This window comes from Microbacterium pygmaeum (assembly GCF_900100885.1).
Classification (GTDB): Bacteria; Actinomycetota; Actinomycetes; order Actinomycetales; family Microbacteriaceae; genus Microbacterium; species Microbacterium pygmaeum.
Window position 1 is genome coordinate 2,958,291 of record NZ_LT629692.1, and the last position, 26,703, is coordinate 2,984,993.

Consider the following 26,703-nt stretch of genomic DNA (forward strand, 5'->3'; position numbering starts at 1 on the left):
GTGGGCCGAGGACGGCGACGTCCACGGCTCCCCTGCTCGGCAGGTGCGCGGCGTCGCCTAGCGTCGGCGGTCGCTGGTGTTCAGACGGAGGTGGCGTCGGCGCGCGGGAACGACTCCCGACACGGTCCTCGACGGGCTCGAGAACCGCGGGGAACGCGGGAGCACGGTCGAAGGCATGCGCCGACGATAGCTCCTGGCGCAGGAGGGCCGCAAATCGTGGCGGGTCGGACGCTGCTCAGAGGAAGTCTCGGAGAAGCCGGATCTCCTCGTCGCGGGTCAGCCCGTTCGCGCGTTCGCGATCGAGCCCACGCGTGCGCTCGTCAGCCATGACCCGGCTCAGCGTCTCGTCGATCGGACGTAGCTGTCCGCCGGCAGCGCGGAACGCCTCGTGCGATGCGGCCGCTGACCCAGCCCGTTCCGCCGAGGATCAGGACGTGGGTCATGACTGTCATCCCATCAGATCCGCCCGGCCGCAGCATCCGTTCCGCCCTCGGCGGATCGCCGGAGCCTGAAAGGATGGGACGATGCTCACCACCGTCGCCGTTGCCGGCTACCGGTCGCTGCGCGACGTCGCGGTGCCGCTCGGCGCGCTGACGGTCGTGACCGGCCACAACGGCTCTGGCAAGTCGAATCTGTACCGTGCGCTGCGGTTGCTGGCGTCGACCGCGCGCGGCGCGATCGTCGAGGCGGTCGCTCGCGAAGGAGGGCTTCCGTCCGTGCTGTGGGCGGGGCCGGAGTCGCCGACGGGTGAGGCCGTCGTGCAGGGCACTGTGCGGAAGAACCCGCACGCGCTGCTGCTCGGCTTCGCGAGCGACGAGCTGGGCTACCTGATCGATCTCGGTCAGCCGCAGGTCGTCCAGCCGACGCTCTTCGCGCGCGATCCGGAGATCAAACGCGAACAGATCTTCGCAGGACCGTTCGCCAAGCCGTCGACCCTGCTTCTGGACCGGATGCGCGGCGTCGCGCGCGTGCGGGACACCTCGTGGCGCGTCCTGTCCCAGCCCCTCATGGCGTACGAGACGATCCTGACCGACCTCGCCGAGGGTGACACCGGACCGGAGTTGCTGGCGCTTCGGCGGACGCTGTCCGGCTGGCGGTTCTACGATCACTTCCGCACCGACCATGCCGCTCCCCTGCGATCGCCGCAGGTGGGCACCCGCACGCCGGTCCTCGATCACGAGGGCACGACACTCGCGGCGACGTGGGCGACGATCTCGGAGTCCGGACGTGGAGCGCCGCTTTCCCGCGAGGTCGATCGGGCGTTCCCCGGGTCGCGCGTCGAGGTCATCGGCTCCGACAACCAGCTGCGGCTGACGATGCATCAGCCGGGGATGCTGCGACCACTCGAGGCGACCGAGCTCTCGGACGGCACCCTGCGGTACCTGCTGCTGTGCGCTGCGCTCCTTCCGGCCGAACCGGGTCCGCTCATCGTCCTGAACGAGCCGGAGTCGAGCCTGCACCCCGACCTCATCGGGCCGCTCGGGGAGCTGATCGCCGCAGCATCCGAAGCCACTCAGGTGCTGGTGGTCACGCACTCGGTCGCGTTGGCGGCAGCGCTGGATCGGGCGGGCGCGCTGAGCCATCGTCTGGAGTCGACTCCAGCGGGCACGCGCATCGCCGATCAGGGCATGCTGGATCGCCCGATGTGGCAGTGGGGCTCGCGCTGACACGATCCTTCCACCGGATCAGGGACTGGCCGAGGATGACCGGGCCGCAGGCTACTCGCGCAGCGTCGCGCCGAAGCGCTCGGCCGCGACCGCGACGCCGGTCAGCTTCGCATCGCTCGCCTCGCCCGCCGTCAGCGTCCGGTCCGGCGCGCGGAACCGCAGGGCGAACGTCAGGCTCTTGGACCCCTCGGGCACGCCCGCGCCGCGATAGTCGTCGACCATCCGCAGCGACTCCAGCAGTTCGCCTGCGCCATCCACGAGCGCGGCGCGCACCGCGGCGGCCGGCACATCGGCGCTGACGACCAGAGAGACGTCCTGCGTGGCGGCGGGATACCCGGACAGCGACGCGGCGACGACCTTCTCGCCGGCCGAGCGCAGCAAGAGGTCGAGGTCGAGCTCCGCGACGACGATGCGACCGGGAAGATCGGATGCCTCGGCCACAGCCGGCAGGAGCTCGCCGACGTATCCCACCTCGATGTCGCCGACGGTGAGTCTGCCGGCTCGACCGGGGTGCAGCGCAGCACGCTGGGTCTGCTCGATGTCGATGACGACGCCGGCGGCCGACGCGATCGTGCGGACGGCGTCCAGCACGGCGGTCAGATCGGCTGCCACCGCAGTTTCGCCCGGCTGCTTCGGGACGAGGTTCCCGCCGAACAGCACAGCCACATGACGATGCTGCGGAGGGATCGAGTCATCCAGCTCGGCCAGGGTCGCGGCATCCGGACGGACCGCCAGCGGCGGCACGAAGGACGTTCCGTACCGCACCCCGGGCGCGGGAAGGAAGACGGCGCCGGTCTCGAACAGCGCCAGGTCGGTCATGCCGCGCGCCACGTTGCGATGCGCGACCTGGAGCAGTCCGGGCAGGAGAGAACGCCGCAGGAACGGCGACTGACCGTCGAGCGGATTCGCGAGGTGAACGCTGGGGAGCGGATCTCCCGATGCCGAGCCGTGCAGCGCGTTCTGCTCTTCGGTGGTGAACGGGAAGGACGGCGTCTCGACCAGACCCGCCGCGGCGAGCGCGTTCGCAACGCGCCGGCGCCCCTGCTGGGCGGGGGTGAGCCCGCGCCCCGACGGAGGGGTGGGCAGCAGGGAGGGGATGCGGTCGTACCCCTCGATCCGGGCGACCTCCTCGGCGAGCGTCCACTTGTCGATCAGGTCCGGGCGCCACGTCGGCGGAGAGACCGCCCAGTCGGCCTCGCGGGCCGAGACGAGGCATCCGATCATCTCGAGCGCCGCGACGATCTCGCCCTCCGTGTACGCGACGCCGATGAGCGCGGGGACGAACGCCTTCGGCAGGTCGATGCCCGGCGTGCTGAACGGCTGCAGGAGCGCGCCGCCGGAGCGCGTGTCGGTGCCGCCGGCGTACTGGACCAGGAGATCGGCGACCCGGGCCGCAGCGACGAACGGGATCGCCGGGTCGACACCGCGCTCGAACCGGCGGGACGCCTCGGACGGCAGCTTGTGCCGGCGCGCCGTGCGCGCGATCGAGACCGGATCGAACGTCGCCGCCTCGATCAGCACATTGCGGGTCGACGCCGACATCTCGGTCGTGCCGCCGCCCATGACGCCGGCCAGGCCGATCGGACCGGACTCGTCGGTGATCAGCAGATCCTCAGGGTCGAGCGTGCGCACCTTGCCGTCGAGGGTCTCGAGCTTCTCACCGGCCGCGGCGCGGCGGACCGTGATGGCGCCCTTCAGGGCGTCCAGATCGTAGCCGTGGATGGGCTGGCCGAGCTCGAGCATGACGTAGTTGGTGATGTCGATGAGGATGCCGAGCGAGCGGATCCCCGCAAGCGTCAACCGCGCCACCATCCAGGACGGGGTCGGCCGAGTCGGATCGACGTCGCGGACGATGCGGGCGACGAACTCGCTGGCTCCGACGCGACCGCGGATGGGCGCCGCGTCGGCGACCGACACCCGGAAGGCGTCCGAGTCGTGCAGGTTGACTTCGCCCCACGCCTTCGCGGCGGGGTCGCGGAACCGCGCGCCGGTCGCGTGGGAGTACTCGCGCGCGACGCCCCGGATCGACAGCGCGTAGCCGCGGTCGGGCGTGACGTTGATGTCGACGGCCACGTCGTCCAGGCCGAGCAGGGCGATCGCATCGGTCCCGACAGGCGCGTCGATGCCGAGCTCGACCAACCGGAGGATGCCGTTGTGCTCCTCCCCCAGGCCGAGCTCCTTCGCGGAGGCGATCATGCCGTCCGAGACGTGCCCATAGGTCTTGCGCGCGGCGATCGGGAACGGTCCGGGCAGGACCGATCCGGGCAGCGTCACGACGACCTTGTCACCGGCGAAGAAGTTGCCCGCCCCGCACACGATCCCGTGCACCGCGGGGCCGCCGTCGGCCGCCGGCTCGCCGTCGGGGGCGACCCGCACCTGGCACCAGCGGATGGTCTTGCCGTTGGACTGCGGCTCCTCGACGAACTCGAGGACCTCGCCCACCACGATCGGGCCGGTCAGCTCGAAGCGGAAGACGTCCTCCTCCTCGAAGCCCACTCGCACCAGAGCCGCCAGGACGTCTTCGGGCGTGGCATCCGTCGGCACGTCTACGTACTCGCGCAACCACGACAGCGGAACCCGCATCAGACCACCATCCCGAACTGCTCGCTGAAGCGGACATCGCCCTCAGCCATGTCGCGCATGTCCTGCACATCGCTGCGGAACATCAGCGTGCGCTCGATGCCCATCCCGAACGCGAAGCCCGAATACTGCTCCGGATCGATGCCCGCGGCACGCAGAACGTTCGGGTTCACCATTCCGCAGCCGCCCCATTCGATCCACCGAGCGCCGCCCTTGAAGGTCGGGTGCCAGAGGTCCAGCTCCGCGGAGGGCTCCGTGAAGGGGAAGAAGTTCGCGCGGAATCGCGTCTTGGCCTCGGGACCGAACAGGACGCGCGCAGCGTGGTCGAGCGTGCCCTTCAGGTGGGCCATCGTGATGCCCTTGTCGATGACGAGACCCTCGAACTGCGTGAAGACCGGGAGGTGCGTGGCGTCGAACTCGTCGGTGCGGTACACCCGCCCGGGGCACAGCACGTAGATCGGCAGGTCGCGCTCCAGCATCGATCGAACCTGCACGGGGCTCGTGTGTGTGCGCAGGACGAGGTGCCGGTCGACCGGATCGACGAAGAACGTGTCCTGCATCTGGCGCGCAGGGTGGTCGACGTCGAAGTTCAGCGCGTCGAAGTTGAACCATTCGTGCTCGAGCTCGGGGCCTTCCGCGATCTCCCAGCCCATGCCGACGAAGATGTCGGCGATCTGCTCCTGAAGGAGCGAGATCGGATGCCGCGCCCCGACCCGCGCGCGGGTCGCCAGCGCGGTGATGTCGATGCGCTCCGCCTCGAGTCTGGCCGCCGTCTCGGCCTCGACGAGCGCTGCCTCGCGTGCGGTGAGCGCCTGGTTCACCCGCCCGCGCGCCTGCCCGACGAGCTTGCCGAATTCGGCCTTCTTCTCCGGAGCCACGTTTCGCAGCTGCGCGTTCAACGTCGCCAGGGGCGAGCCTTCGGCGGAGTGCGCGGAACGAGCCGCCTTCAGCTCGGCCGTGCCGGATGCCGAGGCGATCGCCTCGAGCGCCGCCGCGACGGCGGACTCGACCGATTCGGGCGTGATTTCGGGACTGTCAGACACGAGAGACGAGTCTACCGAGCGCCACTGGTGACCTCGGACGACCGGTTAGCCCTCGTCGCGCTGAGCCACGATGAGCTCGGTGTCGGTGACGCCGTCCTGGAGCGGCTGGGCGCCGGCTGGCGCGAGCACCTTCGGTGACCGGCGCGTGCGGGCTTCGATGCGGCTCGCGAGCAGCGAGAGCAGCAGGCACAGGCTGATGTAGATCGCGCCCGCGACGATGCCGGCCTGGATCAGCGGGGAATCGAGGGTCGCGGATGAACCGAGATCCTTGGCGTAGTCGAGCAGTTCCGGATAGGTGATGATGAACCCGAGTGCCGTGTCCTTCAGCGTCACCACCAGCTGGGCGATGATCACCGGCATCATGGCGCGGATCGCCTGCGGAAGCAGGATCAGCTGCATCACGCCCGACTTGCGCAGCCCGATGGCGTAACCGGCTTCGCGCTGCCCCTTCGGCAGAGACTCCACGCCGGCCCGGATGACCTCAGCCAGCACCGACCCGTTGTAGACGATCAACGCGATCACGACGGAGAGGTAGGTGCCGAGCTTGATGCCGACCACGGGCAGACCGTAGTACAAGAGCAGCATCAGGATCAGGACGGGGACCGCGCGGAACACCTCGATGATCGCGGTCACCGGGATCCGCACCCAGGCGTGATCGGAGAGCCGACCGATGGCGAGCACGAAGCCGAGGATCAAGGCGCCGACGGCCGCAGCGGCGAAAGCGGCGAGGGTCCGCAAGGTCGCCAACGCGAAATTCTGCCAGACCAGTGTGTAGCTGAAGGCCTGCCACTTCGACGCGGAGAACTGACCCGTGACGGCGAAGCGCCAGATGATGAAGCCGAGCACGCCGGCGACCACCAGGACGGTGATCACACCGAGGATGCGGTTGCGGGTGATCGCGCGCGGGCCAGGGACGTCGTACAGCACCGAGGTCATCGCGCAACCCTCCACTTGTTCTCGATGCCGCGCTGCAGCCATGCGAGCAGCAGCACCATGGCGACGAACACCGCCATGACCCACAGGAGCACGACGAGCTGGTTCTCGCCGTTCTCGCTCATCTCGGCGCGGATGTTGCCCAGGTTGACCACCGAGAACCCTGCCGCGACGGTGGTGTTCTTCAGGAGGGCGATGAACACGCTCATCATCGGCGGGATGACCGACCGGGCCGCCTGCGGGAGCACGACCGAGCCCATGACTTGTCCGAACGTCAAACCGAGGGCTCTCGCCGCTTCGGCCTGACCGACAGGGACCGTGTTGATGCCGGATCGAATCGTCTCGGCGACGTAGGTGGCCGTATAGATCCCAAGCGCCCAGACCGCGAGCACCAGGAAGTTGACGCGGAAATCGACCAGGAGCGGGATGCCGAACGCGAAGAAGAAGAAGATCAGGGTGAGCGGGGTGTTTCGGATCGTGTTGACGTAGACCGTTCCCACCGCGCGGGCAATCGGAATCGGCGAGACTCGCATCGCACCGATGATCAGGCCGAGCACGATGGCGATGAGGCCACCGCCGAAGAACAGCACGAGCGTGCCGAGCAGTGCCTCACCCCACAGGTCGGGGTAGTCGGTCAGAACGTTCACGCCCGGTTGCTCCTCGGTTCGCGTGCGGTGGAGGCGCCGGGGCGGCGTGCACTGCGCACGCCGCCCCGGAACCGGGTCAGTCGACCGTGGGCTGCTCGACCTCGATGCCCGAGGCACCGAGGTTCTTCTCGAAGATGGCCGTCCAGATGTCGCCACCGTCGGTGAACAGTGCGTTCACGTAGTCGACGAAAACCGTGTCGCCCTTCTGAATGCCGACGCCGTAGCGCTCTTCGCTGAAGACGTCGCCGACGACCTTCAGGTTGTCGGGATCCTGCGCTGCGTAGCCGATCAGGATCGCCTGGTCGGTCGTGATCGCGTCCACCTGGCCCGACTTGAGCTGCTCGACGCACTGCGAGTACGTGTCGAACTCGGTCGTGGTCGCTTCGGGATGCTCGTCCTTGATTCGCTGGATCGAGGTCGAACCGGTTGCCGAGCAGACGACCGCGCCGTCGAGCGTGTCGACGTCCGTGATGTCCTCGTTGTCGGCGGCTACCAGCAGACCCTGACCGGTGATGAAGTACGGGCCGGCGAAGTCGATCTGCTCCTTGCGCTTGTCCGTGATCGAATACGTGCCGACGTAGTAGTCGATGTCGCCGTTCACGATCGCCTGCTCGCGGTTCGCCGACGGGATCGCGACGAACTCGATGTCCTCCTCGTCGTATCCGAGCGAAGCGGCGATCCAGCGGGAGATGTCGACGTCGAAGCCGGAGCGCTCACCCGTGGCCTGGTCGAGGTACCCGAGACCCGGCTGGTCCTCCTTCACACCGATACGGACTTTGCCGTTCTCGGTGATCGTGTCGAACGTCGGGCTGCCTTCGAGCGTGGTGTCAGTGGCCACCTCGAACCAGGTGCCCTCCTCTTCGCCGCTGGACGCGCTCGGCGCGGCGCCGGGTGTCCCGCTGTTGCAAGCCGAGAGGGTGAGGATGGCGGCGGCCGCCAAGGCGGCTCCCGCGAGAATTCGTGACTTTCGCATGTGATTCTCCTTGTGTTGCGTGTATTCAGGTGCGTTTCGTATCCGACGTTCGGGTCGTTCGGAGTGGTTGATGCGTGCTGCTGCTGTGTGGGCTGTGTCTTTCGGATCAGTGGGTGATGAGCTTCGAGAGGAAGTCCTTCGCCCGGTCGGTCGTGGGGTTGGTGAAGAAGTCGTCCGGCTTCTGGTCTTCGAGGATCTCGCCGTCGGCCATGAAGACGACCCGGTCTGCGGCCTTTCGCGCGAAGCCCATCTCATGCGTGACGACGATCATCGTCATGCCGTCCTGCGCGAGGCCGATCATCACATCGAGGACCTCGTTGATCATCTCGGGGTCCAGCGCCGATGTCGGCTCGTCGAAGAGCATCACCTTGGGGTTCATCGCCAGTGCGCGGGCGATCGCGACGCGCTGCTGCTGGCCGCCGCTCAGTTGTGCCGGAAGCTTCGCCGCCTGGTGGCCGACGCCGACGCGATCGAGCAGCACTTTGGCCTCGCGCTCGGCATCCGCCTTCTTCATCTTGCGGACCTTGATCGGGCCGAGCGTGACGTTCTCGAGGATCGTGAGGTGGGCGAAGAGGTTGAACGACTGGAAGACCATGCCGACGTCGGCGCGGAGCTCGGCAAGACCCTTGCCCTCCTTGGGCAGCTCCTTGCCGTCGATCGTGATCGTGCCGGACGTGATGGTCTCGAGGCGGTTGATCGTCCGACACAGCGTGGACTTGCCGGAGCCTGACGGACCGATCACGACCACGACCTCGCCGCGATGCACGGTGAGGTCGATGTCCTTCAGGGCCTGGAACTCGCCGTAGTGCTTCTGGACGTCGGTGATCACGACGAGTGGATCACCCCGACGGACGTCGATGTTCGATGTCCGCGGCGTCGTTGCAGGTGTCTCCGGTGTCGCCATGCCCCCACACTAGGGCGACGCGATGTGCGGCCGGGAGGTGTGGCGCGCGACCTTTACCGGACTGTAACAGGACCGGAATCGATCAGATCGAGCGCTCCGAGCGTTGCGCGAAGGCTGTCTCGTACAGGCAGACGCTGGCCGCCGTGGCGAGGTTCAGCGACTCCGCACTGCCGTAGATGGGCAGGCGCAGCGATACATCTGCGAGCGCGATGGCCTCTTGCTCCAGGCCTCGCGCCTCGTTGCCGAAGAGCCATGCGGTGGGCTCGGCCAGCAGCGCACGGGAGGCCAGGAAGTCGTCCCCGGCGACATCGGCGGCGACGACGCGGATGCCGCCGGCCCTGGCACGCTCGACGACGGCGGCGAGCTCGACCCCGACGACGATGGGGAGGTGGAACAGTGATCCGGTCGTGGCGCGTACGACCTTCGGGTTGTACGGGTCGACCGTGCGACCGGTGAGGATCACCGCATCGGCGCCGGTCGCGTCGGCGGCGCGGATGATGGTGCCGAGGTTGCCGGGGTCGCGAACCTCCTCGCAGATCGCGATGAGTCGTGGGGACCCGGAGAAGACATCGCGGATGGATGCCGGGGTCTGGCGCGCGACGGCGACGATGCCCTGCGGTGTGACGGTGTCGGCCATCGCGTCCAGAACGGCCTCGGTGGTGAAGATCACCTCCAGCCCGGCATCCCGCGCGAGGTCGCGCAGGTCCGTGTGCCGCTCGATGGCCGTCGGCGTCGCGAAGATCTCCACGACCGTGTCGGCCCGATAGAGCAGGGCTTCCCGCGCCGCCTGCGGACCTTCCAGCAGGAAGAGTCCGGTTTCCTGACGCGCGCTGCGCTTGGTCAGCTTCGCGACGGCGCGCACGCGCGGCGAACGCGGGTTCTCGAGCACACGATCAGTGTAGAGGCGCGACGCATGCACCGCGGTGCATGAAACGACAGAGCGCCCTCCCGAAGGAGGACGCTCTGTCTCGACGCGCTCTCGCGCGCTGCCTGCGGACCGATCAGGCGGACTTCGGCGCGTTGACGTCGCTGGGCAGCGCCGCCTTCGCCGTCGCCACCAGTGACGCGAACGTCGCCGGCTCGTTGACCGCGAGCTCGGCGAGCATGCGACGGTCGACCTGGACACCGGCGAGGCCGAGGCCCTGGATCAGGCGGTTGTACGTGAGGCCGTTCTGACGGCTCGCGGCGTTGATGCGCTGGATCCACAGACGGCGGAAATCGCCCTTGCGCTTGCGACGGTCGCGGTACGCGTAGACGAGGGAGTGGGTGACCTGCTCCTTGGCCTTGCGGTACAGACGCGAACGCTGTCCGCGGTAACCGGAGGCACGCTCCAGGATGACGCGACGCTTCTTGTGGGCGTTTACGGCCCGCTTGACTCTAGCCATTTCTCATGTTTCCTAACGTGATTCGACGCGCGCTCAGCGGCCGAGAAGCTTCTTCGCCTGCTTGGTGTCAGCCTTGGACAGGACCTGGTCCTGGTTGAGGCGACGCGTGCGCTTGCTCGCCTTGCCCTCCAGGTTGTGGCGCATGCCGGCCTGCTGCTTCATCAGCTTTCCGCTGCCGGTGATCTTGAACCGCTTCTTGGCACCCGAATGGGTCTTCTGCTTCGGCATCTCTCGTTCCTTCGGTGTGTCGCCCTTGCGGGCTTCGTGGTGGGATTCCCGCGTGGCGGGAGTTCGTGGGACCTACTCGGCGTCGGCCGTGGCAGGCTCGTCCGCGGATTCCGGTCCGCCGTGGGTCGCGGAGCGAGCCGCTTCCTTGTTCGCAGCGCGCTGGGCGTTCTGCTCGGTCTTGACCTCGGACTTGTTCTTGTGGGGGGCGACCACCATGACCATGTTCCGTCCATCGATCGTGGGGTTGGATTCCACGGTGCCGAATTCGGCGACATCCTCGGCGAACTTGCGGAGCAGGCGCACGCCCTGTTCGGGACGGGACTGCTCGCGACCGCGGAACAGGATCATGGCCTTGACCTTGTCTCCGGCCTTGAGGAAGCCCTCGGCGCGCTTGAGCTTGGTGGTGTAGTCGTGTGCTTCGATCTTCAGGCGGAAACGCACCTCTTTGAGGATGGTGTTCGCCTGATTGCGCCGGGCCTCCTTGGCCTTCTGCGCTGCTTCGTACTTGAACTTCCCGTAGTCCATGATCTTGACGACGGGCGGCTTCGAGTTCGGAGCCACCTCGACAAGGTCGAGATCGGCATCCTGCGCCAGACGCAAGGCAACCTCGATGCGTACGACGCCGACCTGCTCTCCGTTCGGGCCGACGAGGCGGACCTCGGGCACACGGATGCGGTCATTGGTGCGGGGATCGCTGATGCGGAACTCCTCTTCGTGCGGGTGTCGGCCACCGCGAAGCGGGATGCATCGCGGGCGGAAGAGAGACTCGATTCCACCCGCACGGCGCCCGAGCGCCGGCTGTTCACCCGGTATCCGTCGGAGTCTGCACGCATGCGTTCCGCCGATGGCTACCCCAGACCGCAAGCGGTCGGGGCGGAGTGCGTTACCCGGTAGCCTGGAGCGGCAAGCGCGGGTGGGATGTGATCCTCTTTCGTTCCGAAGCACGACGCTTCGGAGCCCGGCACAGTCTAGCAGAGAGTGACACGTGGACACGATTCGAGACGGCGACGATGACCTGCGAGCCGGGCAGCTGGCCGCGGATGCCGATCGTCAGGCGCGCTGGGAGGCGCAGGAGCGCGCGGCCGCAGCGGCGAGCCGCGACATCGCGGATGTGCCGGCCGTCGAGGTGATCACCACCGCCGCCGTGCATCTGATGAGTGCCGCCGCCGTGAAGGTGGGCTTGGCCGACGATCCGGACACCGAGCTCGACCTCGACGAGGCGCGCAAGCTCATCAACGCCCTGGCCGGGCTCATCACGGCCGCCGCGCCGGAGATCAGCGATATGCACGCCCGCTCGCTCCGCGACGGCCTGCGCTCGCTGCAACTGGCGTTCCGCGAGGCCTCCGTCATCGAGGACCCCATCGGTTCCGGTCCGGGCGAAAAATGGACGGGACCTGTCACCTAGCCACTGATGCCCAGCGCCGCCGCTCCGCGGCGGACGGCATCGACCGTGCGCCGGACCGCCTCCGCGTCGGTCCCCCGGTTGCTGACCGCGAATCGGATGACGGTGCGTCCGCGCCACGTCGATGACGACGCCCACGCAGTGCCCTCGGCACGCAGCCAGTCCCCCAGGGCTGCGGTGAGCGCGCCATCCCCCGCCGTGACGCACACCTGTGTGAAGACGACGTCGTTCACCACCGCCAGCCCGGGAACTCGGCGGAATCCTGCGGCGAGGCCGGCGGCGGCGTCGACGAGCCCGTCCACCAGCTCGACGACACCGTCGCGCCCGAGAGAACGGAGTGCCGCCCACACCGGCACGCCGCGCGCCCGGCGCGAAAGCTCGGGAGTGTGGTCGTAGGGGTCGGACACCTCCGCGACGGCGGGCAGGTACGCAGCGTGCGCGCCGAGTGCGGCCGCCATCGCACCCTCGTCGCGGACGATCGCCACGCCGCAGTCATACGGGACATTGAGCGTCTTGTGCGCATCGGTGGCCCACGAGTCGGCGCGGTCCATTCCCGTCACGAGGTGCCGCAGCTTCGAGCTGGCGGCCGCCCACAGGCCGAAGGCGCCGTCGACGTGCACCCACGCATCCGCCGCTCGGGCGACGTCGATGGCGGCGGCGAAGTCGTCGAAGGCCCCGGAGTGCACGTCGCCCGCCTGCAGCGCCACGATGGCGGGTCCATCGTGCCCGGCGAGCGCGCGCTCGAGACCATCCACGTCGATGCGTCCCTCGCTGTCGCCGCCGACGGTCGTCGGGGTTCCGAGTCCCACCATGCGTCCGGCCAGCACGACCGAGGTGTGCACGCCGTCGCCGGCCAGAAACCGGATCGTCGGCGCAGCCTGCAGGCCGGCGACCGGGTCATGGCCGCGCACCCGCAGCACCGCGTCGCGGGCGGCGACGAGGCAGGACATGTTGGCGCTCGTGGCCCCGGTGACGAACCCGACCCCGCTGCCCGCCGGAAGGCCGAGCGCCTCGAGCAGCCATTCGGCCGCGACCTCCTCGACGGCAGCCGTCCCCGGCGTCGGCTGCCGCGACCCGGTGTTCTGATCCCATGCGGAGACGAGCCAGTCCGCCCCGAGCGATGCGGGATACACGCCGCCGATGACGAATCCGTAGAAGCGGGGCGATGCCAGCGCCATCAGCCCCGGTTCGACGATGTCCGCCAGTTCATCGACGACCGCCGTCGCATCGACGCCGGTCCGACTCCATCCCCGGTCGATGCGGTCGAGGATGCCGTCCACATCGAGCTGTGGATGGATCGGGCGCTCGGCGACGGTGTCCAGCCACGACTGCGCGCGCCGATGCGCGGCATCCAGCACGTCGCGGTATTCGTCCTCCGCCATGCGCCACCTCCGCGATCCGACCGAACCGGACGCCACGATCCTCCGCCTCCGCGAGGCTCAGCGCAACGCGCTCGGCGCTCAGGCGGAGCGGATCAGCTTCACGGTGAGCGAGTCGACCAGGACCGCGATCCGGTCATCGGCAGCCCACTTGCGGGCCAGTCGCGCGAGGACCGCGTCCAGCTCGGACTGCTCCAGGCCGTGGATGAGCTCCAAGCGGACGATGAGTTCGGGTCCGCGGCCGCGGGACTGCGGGTCACCCGCCTCGACCGCGAGGTCGAGCACGGCCAGTTCGCCGCCGATGCTCTCCTGCAGGCCGGTGAAGACCTCGGGAGATCGGAAGCTCGGCTCCCAGCGCTGCTGCTGCGCGATCGCCCAGACGGCGGGTCGCCGCACGACGAACTCGGTTTCTGAGCCCGGATCGACCACGATGAGGTCGGTGTCATCGGCTGCCGCCGCGACCGCGGTGCGCACGCCGTCGGCGGGGACCGGGCGAGCCGTGGCATCCCACTGCGTCATCGCCGCCATGGAGGTGAACACCGGCAGCACCCGTCGCCCGTCGGGAGCGGCGACGGTCACGATCGAGAGTTCCTGCGTCTTGTCGACGCGCAGGCCGGAGGCCGAAACGCCCTCCTGGCCCTTTTCCGCGACCAGCGGGATCAGGAGCCGCGCCGCACGGTACGCATCGATGACCTCGACCGGATCCCCGGAACCGGAGCGGAAGGCGGTGAGCGCGGCGAGCAGCGCTGGATCGGCCGACCCGTCGTCTCCGGAGTGGGGGTTCGGTTCGAATCGCCGCCCCTCCCACGGCACGCCGGCGGAGTCTGCGGACGGGGTGTGGATGGCATCGGCGTCCGAGTGGACGCCGTGCGGATCGTGCGGATCAGTGTCCGGCGACATCCAGGGCCTCTGCGAGCGTGAACGCGCCCGCATAGAGCGCCTTGCCGACGATCGCGCCCTCGACGCCAAGCGGGACGAGGTCTCGCAACGCGGCGATGTCATCCAGACTCGACACGCCACCCGAGGCGACCACGGGCTTCGTCGTGCGGGAGGTGAGCTCGCGCAGCAGCTCGACGTTCGGCCCCTTGAGCGTGCCGTCCTTCGTGACGTCGGTGACGACGTAGCGGCTGCAGCCGGCGTCCTCCAGCCGCTCCAGCACGGTCCACAGGTCCCCGCCGTCGCGCGTCCAGCCGCGCGCGGCGAGGGTCGTGCCGCGAACGTCCAGGCCCACGGCGATCGCATCGCCGTATCGTCCGATGACATCCGCCGCCCACTCGGGGTTCTCCAGGGCAGCCGTGCCGAGGTTGATCCGCGTCGCGCCGCTCTCCAGCGCGTCCTCGAGCGTGCGGTCGTCGCGGATGCCGCCGGAGAGTTCGACCTGGACGCCCTTGACCTGCTTGATCACCTTGCGCAGGATCGCCGCGTTGTTCCCGCGGCCGAATGCGGCGTCGAGGTCCACGAGGTGGATCCAGTCCGCGCCCTGACGGGTCCATTCCAGAGCCGCATCCACGGGGTCGCCGTAGTTGGTCTCCGTTCCGGCCTCGCCCTGGGTCAGACGCACGGCCTTGCCCCCCGCGACATCGACGGCGGGCAGCAGGATCAGCTCAGGCGTGGACGCGAAATCGTTCATGGCTCCTCGTGCGAGACGCGGCCGGAGCAGTGGGCTGCGGCGGATGGCACGAGTTCAGAGGTTAGCCCGACCGAGCCCGCCGATCCAATTGGACAGCAGCCGGATGCCGGCATCCCCGGACTTCTCCGGGTGGAACTGCGTCGCCGAGAGCGGGCCGTTCTCCACGGCCGCCAAGAACGGGCCGCCGTAGTCGCACCAGGTCAGCTGCGCGTCGGGAAACGGCGGCTGCACGTCCAGCAGCCAGTTCTGCGCGGCGAACGAGTGCACGAAGTAGAAGCGCTCCGCCTCCAGTCCGCGGAACAGACGCGACTCCGGCGGAGCAGAGACGGTGTCCCATCCCATGTGCGGCAGCACCGGGGCATCCAGTTCGGTCACGACGCCCGGCCATTCCCCGAGCCCCTCGGTGTCCACGCCGCGTTCCACCCCGCGCTCGAAGAGCACCTGCATGCCCACGCAGATCCCCAGCACCGGCCGGCCGCCCGCCAGCCGCCGCTCGATGAGCTGGTCTCCGCGGCTCTCGCGCAACGCGTCCATGACCGCCCGGAAGGCGCCGACCCCCGGAACGACGAGCCCGTCGGCGTCGGCGACGAGTCCTCGATCAGAAGTGAGCCTGGCATCCGCGCCGGCGGCGATGAGCGCCTTCACCGCGGAGTGGACGTTGCCGGACCCGTAGTCCAGGACGGCGACGAGCGGCCGGTCGCCGGTTTCGAAGCCGGCATTGGTGTCGGGGGTGGTGCCGTCGTCGATGTCGGCGTGCGTCACAGCGCGCCCTTCGTACTCGGCACGCCCTCCACCAGCGCATCCAGAGCCTTCGCCTGCCGGAACGCGCGTGCGAACGCCTTGTACTCGGCCTCGGCGATGTGGTGCGGGTCGCGCCCGGCGAGAACGGTCACGTGGACCGTCATCCCCGCGTGGAAGGAGATCGCCTCGAATGTGTGGCGCACGAGGGAGCCGGTGAAGTGTCCGCCGATGAGGTGGAACTCGTATCCGGCGGGCTCGCCGCCGTGCACGAGGTACGGACGCCCGCTGATGTCGACCACCGCCTGCGCAAGCGCCTCGTCCAGCGGGACGAGGGCATCGCCGTACCGCGAGATCCCGGCCTTGTCGCCGAGCGCCTCGCGGATCGCCTGCCCGAGCACGATCGCGACATCCTCCACGGTGTGGTGCGCGTCGATCTCCGTGTCACCGGATGCCCGAACGGTGAGGTCGGTGAGCGAATGCTTGGCGAACGCGGTCAGCAGGTGATCGAAGAACGGGACGGTGGTGTCGATGTGACTGCGACCGGTGCCGTCGAGGTCGAGTTCGAGTTCCACCGTGGACTCGCTCGTGGAGCGACGCAGCGAGGCGGTGCGGGCGGCGTCGGAGCGGGTCATGAGCCCGATCCTATCGACGCGAGCGCGTCCAGGAAGGCGGTCGTCTCAGCCTCCGTGCCCGCGGTCACGCGCAAGTGGTGCGGTATTCCGACATCGCGGATGAGGACACCCGCGTCGTACAGGGCCTGCCAGGTCCGAGCCGAGTCCTCGACCCCGCCGAACAGCACGAAATTCGTCCAGGACTCGTACGCGTCGTACCCGAGTGCTTCCACCGTGGCGGAGATGCGATCGCGCTGCGCGACGATCTCATCGACCATCCGGAGCATGGTGTCGGCGTGGGTCAGCGCCGCGGTCGCGGCCGCCTGGGTGAGCGCGCTCAGGTGGTACGGGAGGCGCACGAGGCGCAGCGCGTCGATGACTGCCGGGTCGGCGGCGAGGTACCCCACGCGCGCTCCGGCGAAAGCGAAGGCCTTGCTCATGGTTCGAGACACGACCAGGCGTTCCCGTCCCGGCAGCAGCATGAGGGCAGATCCCTCATCGCGCGGCGCGAACTCCTGGTACGCCTCGTCGACGACGACGATGCCGGATGCCGCGTCGTAGACGGCTTCGATCACGTCGATGGACATCGGGGTTCCGGTGGGATTGTTCGGCGCGCACAGGAACACGACATCGGGATCGGCTGCTTCGACTTGCGCGGCTGCGCTGTCGGCGTCGACGCTGAAGTCCTGGTCCCGGTGGCCGGCGATCCAGCTCGCGCCGGTGGCGCGCGCGAGCAAGGGATACATCGAGTAGGTCGGCGAAAAGCCGAACGCCGAGCGCCCCGGTCCGCCGAAGGCCTGCAGCACATGCTGCAGCACCTCGTTGGAGCCGTTGGCAGCCCAGAGCTGATCGCGGGTCAAGCCGTAGCCGAGGTACTCGGCGAATCCCTCGCGAAGGGCGGTGAACTCACGATCCGGGTAGCGGTTGACATCCCGCAGGGCGAGCGCAACTGCGTCGAGGATGTCGTCTGCGACCTCTTGGGGAACCGGGTGAGTGTTCTCGTTGACATTCAGCGTGATCGGCAGCATCGCCTGCGGGGCGCCATAGGGCGTCATCCCCCGAAGATCGTCACGGATGGGCAGGTCGTCGAGGCTCGCACTCACCTCCCCCATGGTAGACGGCGGGCGCGGCGCCTCGTCTCAACGGCCGCCGCGCTGCTACGGGGTGGCGTACTCGCCGGGAACGGCCAGTACCTGGCCGGCCGAGATCTCGGCGCCCTGCAGTGCATTCAGGCGGACGATCGCGTCGACGACGTCGCGCGGGTCGGCAGCGGGAGCCACGTCCTCGGCGATCGACCAGAGCGAATCGCCGGCACCGACCACGACTGAGCTGAACTGACCGGCGGGCGCGGCCTCGTCGCGAGATGCCAGCGCGGCGCCGCCGCTGACGACGGCGATGCCGAGCGCGATGACGGCGGGGAGGGCGGCGAGGGTCGCCAGCGTACGACGCCCACGAATGGTCAGACGCAGACGAGTCGACGGCGAGCGGGTGAACGCGTCGGTCGTGATGGCGGTCATGTCGTCCTCCTTGTGCGGGGAGAGATTCGCATCCTTCGCTCGGCCGGGAGCGGCGGATGCGAATCTCTCTTCCGAAGCTATATTCGATATTCTCGGTTGTCAACCGAGGGTTTCGGAGCGGATGTTTCGAAGGCGACACGCGCGCGGACTCCCGGGAACACCGACCGAAACCGGATACGGTTTCGATAGGAACACCACATCACGGGCCTCCGACATTCGAAGACCGATGCCCATGCGAGGGCGGATAGGAGCCGGCACCATGACCGACACGACCGGTCGGGACAAGCCGCAGACGCGTCGGCGCAAGAGCCTCAGCGACAAGCAGCTGGCCATCCTCGAAGTCATCCAGCGCTCCATCGCCCGGCACGGCTATCCGCCGAGCATGCGCGAGATCGGCGACGCCGTGGACCTCAAGTCGCTCTCCAGCGTCACCCATCAGCTCAACCAGCTCGAGCTGAGCGGGTACCTGCGCCGCGATCCCGGCAAGACCCGCGCGATGGAGGTGCTGATCGACCTTCCCGGCACGTCGACGGAGAACCCGGCGGACAGCGCTCCGGCAGTCGGGGACGCGGCGATGGTGCCTCTGGTCGGCCGCATCGCCGCGGGCGTGCCGATCACCGCCGAGCAGCACGTGGAGGAGATCTTCCCGCTTCCGCGCCAACTTGTGGGCAAGGGCGACCTGTTCATGCTGAAGGTGTCCGGCGAGTCGATGATCGATGCGGCCATCTGCGACGGCGACTGGGTGGTCGTGCGCCAGCAGCAGACCGCGGAGAACGGCGACATCGTCGCGGCCATGCTCGACGAGGAGGCGACGGTCAAGACCTTCCGTCAGCGCGACGGTCACACCTGGCTGCTCCCCCGCAACTCGGCGTTCGAACCGATCCTCGGCGACGACGCCGTGGTGCTCGGCAAAGTCGTGGCGGTGCTGCGAGCCGTCTGAGAACGGTCACCCGCAAGATCACCCGATCGGGGTGGGATGCGGGAACGCCCTCTGGGCCATGATGAGGATCATCCGTTCGAAGGGGATGCGTCATGGCCGACACCGACACCGACGGGCTGCGGGCTGAGCTTGCTGCGCTGCGCGCCGAGAATGAGGCGTTGAGAACCACCGGTGTCCAGGCGCCGGTCGAGGCGAAGGCGGTTCCGACGTCACGTCGCGGGTGGTGGCGGTCGCTCCTGTCCGCCGTGGTGATCGTGATCGCCACGGTCCTGGTGCCGGTCTCCATCGTCGCCGCGTGGGCGCGCGTCGAGCTGGTCGACGAGGACGCCTTCGTGAGCACCATGGCCCCGCTGGTGGACGACCCGGCAGTGCAGGGCATGATCGTCGACGAGGCGATGAGCGCGATCACCGAGCAGGTTGATTTCCAGCAGCTGACCTCGAACGTGTTCGACGGCATCGCAGACCTGGGCCTGCCGCCGCGAGCGGCGGACGCGCTGACCCTGCTCGAGGCGCCGGCCGCGAACGGCCTCCAGAACCTCGTGGAGGGAACCGTCACGCGGGTTGTGGTCTCCGACGCCTTCTCCGACGTGTGGGCCACGACCACGCGGGCGGCCCACCGCGCGCTCACCGCCGCCGCGACCTCGGACGGCGGCGGGCTGATCGTGCGCACGCCCGACGGGGTGGGAATCCAAGTGGGCGCGATCGTCGAGCGCGTCAAGCAGAATCTCACCGATCGGGGACTCGGCGTCGCCCAGCTGATCCCGACTGTCGACCGCGTCGTCATCATCGGCGAGGGTGAGAACCTCGCGATGATCCGCACCGGCTACGCGGTCGCCGCGACGATGGGCTGGTGGTTGCCGGTGATCACGCTGGCGCTGTTCGGGCTCGGCATCCTCATCGCGCGGCGACGCAGCAGCGCGGTCCTCGGCGCCGGCCTCGGTCTGGCGATCGGCGCCGCGCTGTTGGCGACCTCGACCACGATCGGCTCGGCGGCGATCGGCGTCGTCGCGGGGAATCTCGATCTGTCGCCCGCAGCGCTGGAGGTCATCTACGGGCAGATCGTCGGTGCGATGACGCAGACGGCGCTCGTCCTGCTCGTCCTGGGGATCGTCGTCGCCGTCATCGGATGGCTGATAGGGCGCTCTCGCCCGGCACGCGGCATCCGCACCGCCACCGACGGTCTGAACGCATCGGCGCGAACGCAGCTGCGCTCGCGCGGACTGGACACGGGTGCGTTCGGCGCCTGGCTCGGCCGGCATCGACTGCTGGTGCGCGTGCTCATCGGCGTGGCGGCGGTGGTGTGGCTGTTCGCCCTGCGTCCGCTGTCCATCGGCGACGTCGCGCTCGTGCTCGTCGTCGCACTGCTGGTCGGATGGATCCTCGAAGTGCTGCAGATCCGCGAGGACGAGGCCGTCTCCGAGGAGGACGTGGGAATCGTCGTCGATGCCGAGACCGAGCAGACCGTGGCATCCGGTCCGCAGATCTCGAAGGGATAGCTAGCCGAGCAGCTCCACGCCGAACTCCGCCACGACGGCCCGGAGCTCGTCGAGGTACCGCTGCGCCTGCTGGGTGAGCGGGATCCCCGAGTGGCCGATCCAGCCGATCTCGATGCGTTCGTCGGCCTCGAGCGGGATGGCGACGATCTCCGGGTCCAGGTCGTCGCTGATGATGCCCGTCGAGATCGTGTAGCCGTCGAGGCCGATCATGAGGTTGAAGATGGTGGCGCGGTCGGAGACCCGGATCTCCCGCCTGCTCGAGAGGGTCGAGAGGATCTCCTCGGCGAAGTAGAACGAGTTGTTCGCTCCCTGGTCGAAGGTGAACCGCGGCAGGTCGGCGAGATCGGCGAGCGTGACGCGATCCCGAGAGGCGAGCGGGTTCTTCCGGGAGATGAAGATGTGCGGCTCGGCGAGGAAGAGCGGGCGGAACGCGAGCCCGAAGTCGCGGAGCAGTTTGTCGATGACGTTCCTGTTGAAGTCGTTCCGGTAGAGGATGCCGATCTCGCTGCGAAGCGTCCGGACATCCTCGATGATGTCCCAGGTGCGCGTCTCACGCAGGGAGAACTCGTACTCGGCGGCCTCACTGCCTCTGACCATCCGGACGAACGCGTCGACGACGAACGAGTAGTGCTGTGCCGAGACGCCGAGAAGGCGGCGTGACGGCGGCCGGCCGAGGTAACGCTGCTCGAGGAGCGCGACCTGCTCGGTGACCTGCCTGGCATACCCGAGGAACTCCGCACCCTCGTCCGTGAGCGTCACCCCCCGCGCAGAGCGGACGAGGAGGGCACGGCCCACCCGCACCTCGAGGTCCTTCATCGCCGCGGACATGGTCGGCTGCGCGACGTAGAGCAGGTCGGCGGCGGCGCTGATGGAGCCCTCGGCAGCGACCTCGATGAAGTAGTGGAGCTGCTGGAGTGTGATCGCGCTCGGTCGCCTGCCCATAGGCTGAGCCTATAGCGATGCATAGTCGGCCCGAGTTTGTTGATGATCATCCGATCCCGGCACGATGGTTCTACTGCATTCCGCAAGGCCGAGCCCGGCCGACCGACTCTCGGATAGGCCGCTCATGGCGAACGATTTCACGTTCAGCATCACCACCACACCCTTCGACGAGGACTACTCGCCGTCGGACAGTTCCCGCATCACCACGAACTTCGCCAATCTGGCCCGAGGCGAACACCGCCGGGAGAATCTTCGCAACGCGCTGACGATGATCGACAACCGATTCAACGGCCTCGCGCACTGGGACAACCCGAACCGGGACCGGTACAGCGTCGAGCTGGAGATCGTCACGGTCGAACTGCAGTTCGCCGCGGGCGGCGAGGACCAGGAGTTCCCGCTGCTCGAGGTGCTCGACATCCAGGTCCTCGACCAGCGGACCGAGACACGTCACCACGGGATCGTGGGGAACAACTTCTCGTCGTACCTCCGCGATTTCGACTTCAGCGTGCTGCTCCCCGCGGCCACCGAGGCAGCAGGAACGTTCACCGTGCCCGATGACTTCGGCAGTCTGCACGGCAAGCTGTTTCAGCACTTCCTTGACTCTGGCGCCTACCGGGAGCGGTTCTCGACGTCGCCCGTGATCTGCATCAGCGTCTCGACGAGCAAGGAGTATCGTCGCACCGCGAACCACCACCCGATCCTCGGCGTCGAGTATCAGCAGGACGACTATTCCCTGACCGATGAGTACTTCGGCAAGATGGGGTTGCAGGTTCGGTACTTCATGCCGCCGGGCAGCCTGGCGCCGCTCGCCTTCTATTTCCGCGGCGATCTGCTCGGCGATTACACCAACCTGCAGCTCATCGGCACGATCAGCACCATGGAGACGTTCCAGAAGATCTATCGCCCGGAGATCTACAACGCGAATTCCGCGGCCGCGAGCATCTACCGGCCGAGCCTCGAGCAGCAGGACTTCTCGCGCACGCAGATCGCCTACGACCGCGTCGAGCGCAATCAGCTCGCAGCGAAGCAGGGCAAGTACACGGAGGAGCACTTCGTGAAGCCGCACGGTGAGCTGCTGCAGCGGTGGGCCGCCGAGTACCCGGTCCTCGTCGGATGACCCGCGCAGGATCGTCGACCGTCACCCTCCTGCCGACCGCCATCGTCGGCAGCCTGCCGAAGCCGTCATGGCTCGCAGAGCCGGAAACCCTCTGGTCTCCGTGGAAGCTGCAGGGCGATGCGCTGATCGAGGGCAAGCAGGACGCATTGCGAATCGCCGTCCAGGAGCAGGGCCGCCGCGGCATCGACATCGTCAGCGACGGTGAGCAGTCCCGCCAGCACTTCGTCACGACGTTCATCGAGCACCTCACCGGCGTCGATTTCGACCAGCGCGAGACCATTCGGATCCGAGATCGATACGACGCGAGCGTGCCGACCGTGGTCGGGGCCGTGAGCCGCGAGAAGTCCGTGTTCGTCGAGGATGCGAGATTCCTGCGCCAGCAGACCGATCAGCCGATCAAGTGGGCGCTGCCCGGACCCATGACGATGATCGACACGCTTTCGGACCGCCACTACAGAAGTCGCGAGAAGCTCGCGTGGGAGTTCGCGACGATCCTCAACCAGGAGGCGAGAGAGCTCGAGGCGGCCGGGGTGGACATCATCCAGTTCGACGAGCCCGCGTTCAACGTCTTCTTCGATGAGGTGCAGGACTGGGGCGTGGCCGCGTTGGAGAGAGCGGCCGAAGGACTGCGCGCCGAGACCGTCGTGCACATCTGCTACGGCTACGGCATCAAAGCCAATACCGACTGGAAGGCGACCCTCGGGTCGGAGTGGCGGCAGTACGAGAAGACGTTTCCGCTCCTGCAGCGATCGAGCATCGACATCGTCTCGCTGGAGTCCCATCATTCTCATGTCCCCCTCGAGCTGATCGAACTCATCCGTGGCAAGAAGGTGATGCTCGGGGCGATCGATGTGGCCAGCGACGAGATCGAGACCCCGGAGGAAGTCGCGGACACGCTCCGCAACGCCCTGCAGTTCGTCGACGCGGACAAGCTCGTCCCGAGTACGAACTGCGGGATGGCGCCGCTGTCCAGGGAGGTCGCGCTGGGCAAGCTGAGCGCACTCAGCGCGGGCGCGGAGATCCTTCGCACGGAGATCGCCACAGCGAGGACCTGACACCGCGATCTACGGTGGAGTCATGACCGACTCCATTCCCTTCGGCTCCTGGCCTTCACCGTTGACGGCTGCGGAGGTCTCGGCCGCTTCGCCGCGCATCGACGGCGCGCGCTACGTCGGCGACGAGATCTGGTGGGGCGAGGGCGTCCCCGACGAGGGCGGCCGCACCACAGTGCGCCGGTGCGCGGCTGACGGCACCGTTCATGAGGTGCTGCCGAACCCATGGAGCGCGCGGTCCCGCGTGAACGAGTACGGCGGCGGATCGTGGACGGCGACCGATGCGGGCGACCTGCTGTTCGTCGAGAAGACCGATCAGCGCATCTGGAGCCTCTCCCCTGACAGGACGCCGACTCCCCTGACGCCGGGCGATGGCCGGATGCGGTTCGGTGGCTTGAGCGCACAGTACGGCCGGGTCCTCGCGATCCGCGAGACGGACGCCGAGGGCACGACGCCGCTGCGGGACATCGTCTCGATCGCGCTGGACGGCGCCGGCATCACCTCGCTGGTCGGAGGCAGCGACTTCCTCGCCCATCCCGCCCTCTCGCCCGACGGGACGATGCTGGCATGGATCGCGTGGAACCATCCCGACATGCCTTGGGATCGTTCTGAGCTTCGCGTGGGCCGGATTCACGACGGCACGGTGTCGGAGTGGGAAGTGATCGCGGGCGCGGGATCCTCGCCGGTGCAGCCGGTGTGGGCCGACGCGAGCAGCCTCGTGTTCGCCGACGATGTCAGCGGACGATGGAATCTCTGGCGACGGCGCGTCGATGCCGACGCGAAGCCGATCGCGCCCGCGGAGCCGATCGCGCCCGCCCAGGCGGACACCGGCGGTCCGGTCTGGGTGCTCGGATCACGCTGGTTCGCGCTGCTGGAGGACGACACGATCGTCGCCGTGCGCACCCAGGGCGACGACGCCCTGGTGCGTCTGGACGCGCAAGGCGCTCACGTGCTGCCCGTGCCTCCCGTGTCGGAACTGCTCATCGAGGATGCCTCGGGCTCTCGGGTGCTCATCTCAGGCGCGCCCGCAGACGCGCCTGCGGGGCTCTGGGAGATCGACCTGGCCGGTGCCGCCGACGTTCGGACCGTCCGTGGGGGCACATCGCCCTGGGGGCCGGAGTGGTTGCCCTCCGCCCGCCCCGTCGTCGTGGACGGCCCTCGCGGACCGGTTCACGCGTTCGACTTCCCCCCGACCAACCCGACGGCCCACCCGCCGCACGGCGAGCTTCCGCCCTACCTCGTGTACGTGCACGGGGGGCCGACGACGCATCGCGGCGGCGCGGCATCCGCTCGGATCGCCTACTTCACCAGCCGCGGCATCGGCGTCCTCGATGTCAATTACGGCGGATCCAGCGGGTACGGCCGGGCCTACCGCGAGCGTCTTCGCGGTCAGTGGGGCATCGTCGACGTCGAAGACGTCGCCGCCGCCGCCGCCGGGATCGCCGCCGAAGGTCTTGCCGATCCGGCGCGGATGACCGTCGCCGGCGGTTCTGCGGGCGGCTGGACCGTGCTGGCGGCGCTTGCGAACACCGACGTCTTCGCCGCCGGCATCTCGCGGTACGGCGTGGGCGACGCCCGCGCGCTGGCGGCGGACACGCACGACTTCGAGGCGCACTACCTCGACGGTCTCATCGGACCGCTCCCAGAGGCGGAGGCGCTGTATCGCGAGCGATCCCCCTTGACACACCCGGAGCGCTTCCGCGTGCCGCTGCTGCTGCTGCAGGGCGCAGACGATCCGGTGGTGCCTCCCGCGCAGTCCGAGGCGATCCGCGACGCGCTGGTCGATCGCGGCATCCCGCACGCCTACATCGTCTACGCCGGCGAGGGGCACGGTTTCCGACGAGCGGAGAACATCGTGCACGCGCTGGAGAGCGAGCTGGCCTTCCTCGGTGCGGTGTTCGGCTTCCCGACGCCGGGAGTCGCCCCCATCGACCTCAGCTGACGAACGGCGCCAGCTCGGCAGCGAGACGCTCGGACACGTGGGCGTGCAACGCGGTGCCGTCCTCTTCATGCGCCTCGGAGATGATGTGCCCGGTCTCGTGCACGGCCGAGACGAGGTCGCCGCGGTCGTACGGCACCACGGCGTGCACCTCGACCGCCGGAAGAGGCAGCGCCGCCTCCAGCGCCGAGCGGAGCTCTTCGATGCCCTCGCCGGTGCGTGACGAGGCGAACAGCGCCCTGGGCTCGAGTCCGCGCAGCACCATCCGCGTGTCCTCGTCGACCAGGTCGGCCTTGTTGAACACGACGATCTCGGTGATGTCGCGCGCACCGACATCGCCGATCACATCGCGAACGGTCTGCAGCTGGGACGCGGGATCCGGGTGCGCGGCGTCCACGACGTGCAGGATGACGTCCGAGTCGCCGACCTCTTCGAGAGTCGAGCGGAACGCCTCGACGAGCTGGTGGGGCAGGTTGCGGACGAATCCGACCGTGTCGGTGAGCGTATAGATGCGACCATCGGATGCCTCGGCACGGCGCACCGTGGCATCCAGCGTTGCGAACAGCGCGTTCTCGACGAGCACGCCCGCGCTGGTGAGGCGGTTGAGCAGGCTCGACTTGCCGGCGTTGGTGTAGCCGGCGATCGCAACGGAGGGGATCGTGTTCCGCTTGCGCTCGGCGCGCTTGGCGTCGCGCGCGGGTGCGAAATCGCGGATCTGGCGACGCAGGATCGCCATCTTCGTGCGGATGCGCCGGCGATCGAGCTCGATCTTGGTCTCACCGGGACCGCGCGAACCCATTCCGGCCCCGCCGGCGCCGACCTGGCCACCGGCCTGGCGGCTCATCGAGTCGCCCCAGCCACGCAGGCGCGGCAGGAGGTACTCGAGCTGCGCAAGCTCGACCTGCGCCTTGCCCTCGCGACTCTTGGCGTGCTGGCTGAAGATGTCCAGGATCACGGTGGTCCGGTCGATGACCTTGACCTTGACCACGTCTTCGAGGGCGCGCCGCTGGCTGGGCGCCAGCTCGGTGTCGGCGATCACGGTGTCGGCGCCGAGCGCCGCGACGAGGTCCTTGAGCTCCTGCGCCTTTCCGCGACCGAGGTAGGTCGCCGGGTCCGGGTGCGGGCGCCGCTGCAGCACGCCGTCCAGGACGACAGCGCCCGCCGTCTCGGCGAGCGCTGCGAGTTCACGCAGCGAGTTCTCGGCGTCGGACTGCTCGCCCTGGGGGTGCACGCCGACGAGGATCACGTTCTCGAGGCGCAGCTGCCGGTACTCGACCTCGGTGACGTCCTCGAGTTCGGTGGACAGCCCGGGAACACGGCGCAACGCGGCCCGCTCTTCGCGGTCCCACTGCTCGCCGTCCGTGGACCCGCCGAAGGCGGTGGCCTCGTCCTGGAGCGCCTGGGCCGCGCCGAACACGCGCACACCGGAGTGCGCGTCGGCGCGCGAGAGCACCCGGTCCACCGGGTCGACCGGTGTCTCGTCGGTGCTGATCGGTGTGGTGGTGTCGGTCATGTCTTCCTTTGCTTCGAGCTTCGTCAGGGGGTTTCACGCGCCCCGGCGAAGCATCCGTAAACTC

The 26,703-nt window shown here is 68.6% G+C and carries 26 protein-coding genes; 7 read left to right on the forward strand and 19 right to left on the reverse strand.

Features of this window, described 5'->3' with window-relative positions; translation table 11 throughout:
- Positions 1-524: 524 nt before the first annotated feature.
- Positions 525-1,667 (forward strand): AAA family ATPase, encoded by a 1,143-nt coding sequence (locus tag BLT19_RS14210; RefSeq protein ID WP_091491520.1) that lies wholly within the window; start codon positions 525-527, stop codon positions 1,665-1,667.
- A gap of 51 nt (positions 1,668-1,718) precedes the next feature.
- On the opposite strand, the gene pheT is transcribed toward BLT19_RS14210, so the two are convergent.
- The 10 genes from pheT to infC form a co-directional block, all read right to left on the reverse strand.
- Positions 1,719-4,250, reverse strand: a complete 2,532-nt coding sequence (gene pheT, locus BLT19_RS14215; RefSeq protein WP_091491523.1) for a phenylalanine--tRNA ligase subunit beta — start codon at positions 4,248-4,250, stop codon at positions 1,719-1,721.
- Positions 4,250-5,290, reverse strand: a complete 1,041-nt coding sequence (gene pheS, locus BLT19_RS14220; RefSeq protein WP_091491526.1) for a phenylalanine--tRNA ligase subunit alpha — start codon at positions 5,288-5,290, stop codon at positions 4,250-4,252. The genes pheT and pheS overlap by 1 nt, the downstream gene beginning before the upstream one ends.
- 45 nt (positions 5,291-5,335) lie before the next feature.
- Positions 5,336-6,226 carry an amino acid ABC transporter permease gene (locus BLT19_RS14225; RefSeq protein WP_091491528.1) on the reverse strand — a complete coding sequence of 297 codons (891 nt, stop codon included), beginning with the start codon at positions 6,224-6,226 and terminating at the stop codon, positions 5,336-5,338.
- On the reverse strand, positions 6,223-6,870 hold the full coding sequence (locus tag BLT19_RS14230) for an amino acid ABC transporter permease (protein WP_091491530.1): 648 nt from the start codon (positions 6,868-6,870) through the stop codon (positions 6,223-6,225). The genes BLT19_RS14225 and BLT19_RS14230 overlap by 4 nt, the downstream gene beginning before the upstream one ends.
- Before the next feature lie 76 nt (positions 6,871-6,946).
- Positions 6,947-7,843, reverse strand: coding sequence for a glutamate ABC transporter substrate-binding protein (locus BLT19_RS14235; RefSeq protein WP_091491533.1), 897 nt, complete (start codon positions 7,841-7,843; stop codon positions 6,947-6,949).
- 106 nt (positions 7,844-7,949) lie between these two features.
- Positions 7,950-8,747 carry an amino acid ABC transporter ATP-binding protein gene (locus BLT19_RS14240; protein WP_091491536.1) on the reverse strand — a complete coding sequence of 266 codons (798 nt, stop codon included), beginning with the start codon at positions 8,745-8,747 and terminating at the stop codon, positions 7,950-7,952.
- An 82-nt stretch (positions 8,748-8,829) separates the two neighbouring features.
- The gene (locus BLT19_RS14245; protein WP_091491539.1) at positions 8,830-9,636 is read right to left on the reverse strand and encodes a TrmH family RNA methyltransferase; all 807 of its coding nucleotides are present in this window, start codon (positions 9,634-9,636) and stop codon (positions 8,830-8,832) included.
- 112 nt (positions 9,637-9,748) lie between these two features.
- On the reverse strand, positions 9,749-10,132 hold the full coding sequence (gene rplT / locus BLT19_RS14250; protein ID WP_091491542.1) for a 50S ribosomal protein L20: 384 nt from the start codon (positions 10,130-10,132) through the stop codon (positions 9,749-9,751).
- A gap of 33 nt (positions 10,133-10,165) precedes the next feature.
- Positions 10,166-10,360, reverse strand: a complete 195-nt coding sequence (rpmI, locus tag BLT19_RS14255; protein ID WP_091491544.1) for a 50S ribosomal protein L35 — start codon at positions 10,358-10,360, stop codon at positions 10,166-10,168.
- A gap of 72 nt (positions 10,361-10,432) precedes the next feature.
- Positions 10,433-11,026: a translation initiation factor IF-3 gene (gene infC / locus BLT19_RS14260; RefSeq protein ID WP_231917673.1), complete on the reverse strand. Its 594-nt coding sequence runs from the start codon at positions 11,024-11,026 to the stop codon at positions 10,433-10,435.
- Positions 11,027-11,390: 364 nt separating this feature from the next.
- On the opposite strand from infC, the gene BLT19_RS14265 reads away from it, so the two are divergent.
- On the forward strand, positions 11,391-11,765 hold the full coding sequence (locus BLT19_RS14265; RefSeq protein WP_091494078.1) for a DUF1844 domain-containing protein: 375 nt from the start codon (positions 11,391-11,393) through the stop codon (positions 11,763-11,765).
- On the opposite strand, the gene BLT19_RS14270 is transcribed toward BLT19_RS14265, so the two are convergent.
- The 7 genes from BLT19_RS14270 to BLT19_RS14300 all read right to left on the reverse strand — a co-directional run bounded on the left by BLT19_RS14270 (position 11,762) and on the right by BLT19_RS14300 (position 17,640).
- On the reverse strand, positions 11,762-13,144 hold the full coding sequence (locus BLT19_RS14270; protein ID WP_091491546.1) for a pyridoxal phosphate-dependent decarboxylase family protein: 1,383 nt from the start codon (positions 13,142-13,144) through the stop codon (positions 11,762-11,764). The genes BLT19_RS14265 and BLT19_RS14270 overlap by 4 nt on opposite strands.
- A 78-nt stretch (positions 13,145-13,222) precedes the next feature.
- Positions 13,223-14,041 (reverse strand): SseB family protein, encoded by an 819-nt coding sequence (locus tag BLT19_RS14275; protein ID WP_091491549.1) that lies wholly within the window; start codon positions 14,039-14,041, stop codon positions 13,223-13,225.
- Positions 14,025-14,771, reverse strand: coding sequence for a bifunctional 1-(5-phosphoribosyl)-5-((5-phosphoribosylamino)methylideneamino)imidazole-4-carboxamide isomerase/phosphoribosylanthranilate isomerase PriA (gene priA, locus BLT19_RS14280; RefSeq protein ID WP_091491551.1), 747 nt, complete (start codon positions 14,769-14,771; stop codon positions 14,025-14,027). The genes BLT19_RS14275 and priA overlap by 17 nt, the downstream gene beginning before the upstream one ends.
- Before the next feature lie 54 nt (positions 14,772-14,825).
- Positions 14,826-15,518: an imidazole glycerol phosphate synthase subunit HisH gene (gene hisH, locus BLT19_RS14285; protein ID WP_091494081.1), complete on the reverse strand. Its 693-nt coding sequence runs from the start codon at positions 15,516-15,518 to the stop codon at positions 14,826-14,828.
- 11 nt (positions 15,519-15,529) lie between these two features.
- Positions 15,530-16,144, reverse strand: coding sequence for an imidazoleglycerol-phosphate dehydratase HisB (gene hisB, locus BLT19_RS14290; protein ID WP_091491554.1), 615 nt, complete (start codon positions 16,142-16,144; stop codon positions 15,530-15,532).
- Positions 16,141-17,235, reverse strand: coding sequence for a histidinol-phosphate transaminase (locus BLT19_RS14295; protein WP_172825638.1), 1,095 nt, complete (start codon positions 17,233-17,235; stop codon positions 16,141-16,143). The genes hisB and BLT19_RS14295 overlap by 4 nt, the downstream gene beginning before the upstream one ends.
- 45 nt (positions 17,236-17,280) lie before the next feature.
- On the reverse strand, positions 17,281-17,640 hold the full coding sequence (locus BLT19_RS14300; RefSeq protein ID WP_091491557.1) for a LysM peptidoglycan-binding domain-containing protein: 360 nt from the start codon (positions 17,638-17,640) through the stop codon (positions 17,281-17,283).
- Positions 17,641-17,899: 259 nt separating this feature from the next.
- On the opposite strand from BLT19_RS14300, the gene lexA reads away from it, so the two are divergent.
- Both lexA and BLT19_RS14310 read left to right on the forward strand, forming a co-directional pair.
- Entirely contained in the window at positions 17,900-18,580 is a 681-nt protein-coding gene (lexA, locus tag BLT19_RS14305) for a transcriptional repressor LexA (RefSeq protein ID WP_091491559.1), read from the forward strand.
- A 92-nt stretch (positions 18,581-18,672) separates the two neighbouring features.
- Positions 18,673-20,076, forward strand: coding sequence for a hypothetical protein (locus tag BLT19_RS14310; RefSeq protein WP_091491562.1), 1,404 nt, complete (start codon positions 18,673-18,675; stop codon positions 20,074-20,076).
- Here BLT19_RS14310 and BLT19_RS14315 read toward each other — a convergent pair whose 3' ends face one another.
- Positions 20,077-21,018, reverse strand: coding sequence for a LysR family transcriptional regulator (locus BLT19_RS14315; protein ID WP_091491565.1), 942 nt, complete (start codon positions 21,016-21,018; stop codon positions 20,077-20,079).
- A gap of 124 nt (positions 21,019-21,142) precedes the next feature.
- Here BLT19_RS14315 and BLT19_RS14320 point away from each other — a divergent pair, with 124 nt between their 5' ends.
- From BLT19_RS14320 to BLT19_RS14330, 3 genes are read left to right on the forward strand one after another with little or no spacing between them, the layout of a single operon-like run.
- A complete protein-coding gene (locus BLT19_RS14320) occupies positions 21,143-22,135 on the forward strand; it encodes a DUF1852 domain-containing protein (RefSeq protein WP_091491567.1) in 993 nt (330 codons plus the stop codon).
- Entirely contained in the window at positions 22,132-23,190 is a 1,059-nt protein-coding gene (locus BLT19_RS14325; RefSeq protein WP_091491570.1) for a methionine synthase, read from the forward strand. Before BLT19_RS14320 ends, BLT19_RS14325 begins: the two co-directional genes overlap by 4 nt.
- 22 nt (positions 23,191-23,212) lie before the next feature.
- The gene (locus BLT19_RS14330; protein ID WP_091491572.1) at positions 23,213-25,129 is read left to right on the forward strand and encodes a dipeptidyl-peptidase 5; all 1,917 of its coding nucleotides are present in this window, start codon (positions 23,213-23,215) and stop codon (positions 25,127-25,129) included.
- Here the strand turns inward: BLT19_RS14330 and hflX are convergent.
- The gene (gene hflX / locus BLT19_RS14335; RefSeq protein ID WP_091491575.1) at positions 25,122-26,639 is read right to left on the reverse strand and encodes a GTPase HflX; all 1,518 of its coding nucleotides are present in this window, start codon (positions 26,637-26,639) and stop codon (positions 25,122-25,124) included. The two genes, BLT19_RS14330 and hflX, sit on opposite strands and share 8 nt — an antisense overlap.
- Between the last annotated feature and the right edge of the window lie 64 nt (positions 26,640-26,703).

Excerpts from the sequence above, each read along its gene's own strand:
- BLT19_RS14210 (WP_091491520.1), top strand. The coding sequence starts at position 525 with ATGCTCACCACCGTCGCCGTTGCCGGCTACCGGTCGCTGCGCGACGTC.
- pheT (WP_091491523.1), bottom strand. The coding sequence starts at position 4,250 with ATGCGGGTTCCGCTGTCGTGGTTGCGCGAGTACGTAGACGTGCCGACG.
- BLT19_RS14225 (WP_091491528.1), bottom strand. The coding sequence starts at position 6,226 with ATGACCTCGGTGCTGTACGACGTCCCTGGCCCGCGCGCGATCACCCGC.
- BLT19_RS14235 (WP_091491533.1), bottom strand. The coding sequence starts at position 7,843 with ATGCGAAAGTCACGAATTCTCGCGGGAGCCGCCTTGGCGGCCGCCGCC.
- BLT19_RS14240 (WP_091491536.1), bottom strand. The coding sequence starts at position 8,747 with ATGGCGACACCGGAGACACCTGCAACGACGCCGCGGACATCGAACATC.
- rplT (WP_091491542.1), bottom strand. The coding sequence starts at position 10,132 with ATGGCTAGAGTCAAGCGGGCCGTAAACGCCCACAAGAAGCGTCGCGTC.
- rpmI (WP_091491544.1), bottom strand. The coding sequence starts at position 10,360 with ATGCCGAAGCAGAAGACCCATTCGGGTGCCAAGAAGCGGTTCAAGATC.
- BLT19_RS14270 (WP_091491546.1), bottom strand. The coding sequence starts at position 13,144 with ATGGCGGAGGACGAATACCGCGACGTGCTGGATGCCGCGCATCGGCGC.
- BLT19_RS14275 (WP_091491549.1), bottom strand. The coding sequence starts at position 14,041 with ATGTCGCCGGACACTGATCCGCACGATCCGCACGGCGTCCACTCGGAC.
- priA (WP_091491551.1), bottom strand. The coding sequence starts at position 14,771 with ATGAACGATTTCGCGTCCACGCCTGAGCTGATCCTGCTGCCCGCCGTC.
- hisB (WP_091491554.1), bottom strand. The coding sequence starts at position 16,144 with ATGACCCGCTCCGACGCCGCCCGCACCGCCTCGCTGCGTCGCTCCACG.
- BLT19_RS14295 (WP_172825638.1), bottom strand. The coding sequence starts at position 17,235 with ATGGGGGAGGTGAGTGCGAGCCTCGACGACCTGCCCATCCGTGACGAT.
- BLT19_RS14300 (WP_091491557.1), bottom strand. The coding sequence starts at position 17,640 with ATGACCGCCATCACGACCGACGCGTTCACCCGCTCGCCGTCGACTCGT.
- lexA (WP_091491559.1), top strand. The coding sequence starts at position 17,900 with ATGACCGACACGACCGGTCGGGACAAGCCGCAGACGCGTCGGCGCAAG.
- BLT19_RS14310 (WP_091491562.1), top strand. The coding sequence starts at position 18,673 with ATGGCCGACACCGACACCGACGGGCTGCGGGCTGAGCTTGCTGCGCTG.
- BLT19_RS14315 (WP_091491565.1), bottom strand. The coding sequence starts at position 21,018 with ATGGGCAGGCGACCGAGCGCGATCACACTCCAGCAGCTCCACTACTTC.
- BLT19_RS14320 (WP_091491567.1), top strand. The coding sequence starts at position 21,143 with ATGGCGAACGATTTCACGTTCAGCATCACCACCACACCCTTCGACGAG.
- BLT19_RS14325 (WP_091491570.1), top strand. The coding sequence starts at position 22,132 with ATGACCCGCGCAGGATCGTCGACCGTCACCCTCCTGCCGACCGCCATC.
- BLT19_RS14330 (WP_091491572.1), top strand. The coding sequence starts at position 23,213 with ATGACCGACTCCATTCCCTTCGGCTCCTGGCCTTCACCGTTGACGGCT.
- hflX (WP_091491575.1), bottom strand. The coding sequence starts at position 26,639 with ATGACCGACACCACCACACCGATCAGCACCGACGAGACACCGGTCGAC.